The organism is Bradyrhizobium sp. sGM-13, from assembly GCF_018398875.1.
GTDB lineage: Bacteria > Pseudomonadota > Alphaproteobacteria > Rhizobiales > Xanthobacteraceae > Bradyrhizobium.
In genome coordinates, this window is the sequence record NZ_JAGWDK010000178.1 from 1 (window position 1) to 546 (window position 546).

The following is a 546-nucleotide window of genomic DNA, read 5'->3' on the forward strand; positions in this document are numbered from 1 at the left end:
CGTCAACGGCCCCGTGCTTGTGTCATCGGATCTTGTTAATGCGGCCGCCTGATGCCCCGTGAGCAGCATCCAGCCAAGGTCATTTGACACGTAGATGCTTGCAGACCCACGACATAGTCGGGTGGTTTTGATCAATATGACGCGCGGCGAGACGCCGGCTTCGGCCGGTCTTGCCCCGCGGCACGTCAGTTTCTCGTTGCTGCAGACGGGCTTGGAGATGTTCGCCGTCGCGTCGACCCTCATCGGCGAATGCCAGCCGTTCGGGATTAAGGGTCAGCAACTCGTGCACTCGATGACGCAGCTGGACGTTGACGCTCTTTCCATTTGGCACGATCGGCGGTTTACGGACAATCTGGCTTCACGCGAGACCGGTATCATTTTCTTTGGAGGAGGTTGGCTCGAAGAAGATATCTTCATTGCCGCTCTGCAGGCCGCCGAGCGTGGATATGACGTACGCCTCCTCTCGGACCTGATCGCGACGCGTGTCGATGCGGATCGTTCACTTGCTCTGGATCGGATGGCGCTTCATGGCATCTTGGCGACCAC

The 546-nt window shown here is 58.8% G+C and carries 1 protein-coding gene; it reads left to right on the forward strand.

Annotated elements, in window-relative coordinates; translation table 11 throughout:
* Nucleotides 1-121: 121 nt before the first annotated feature.
* The coding region (locus tag KJQ96_RS38665; protein WP_213291183.1) for an isochorismatase family protein at nucleotides 122-546 on the forward strand (425 nt) is incomplete at its 3' end.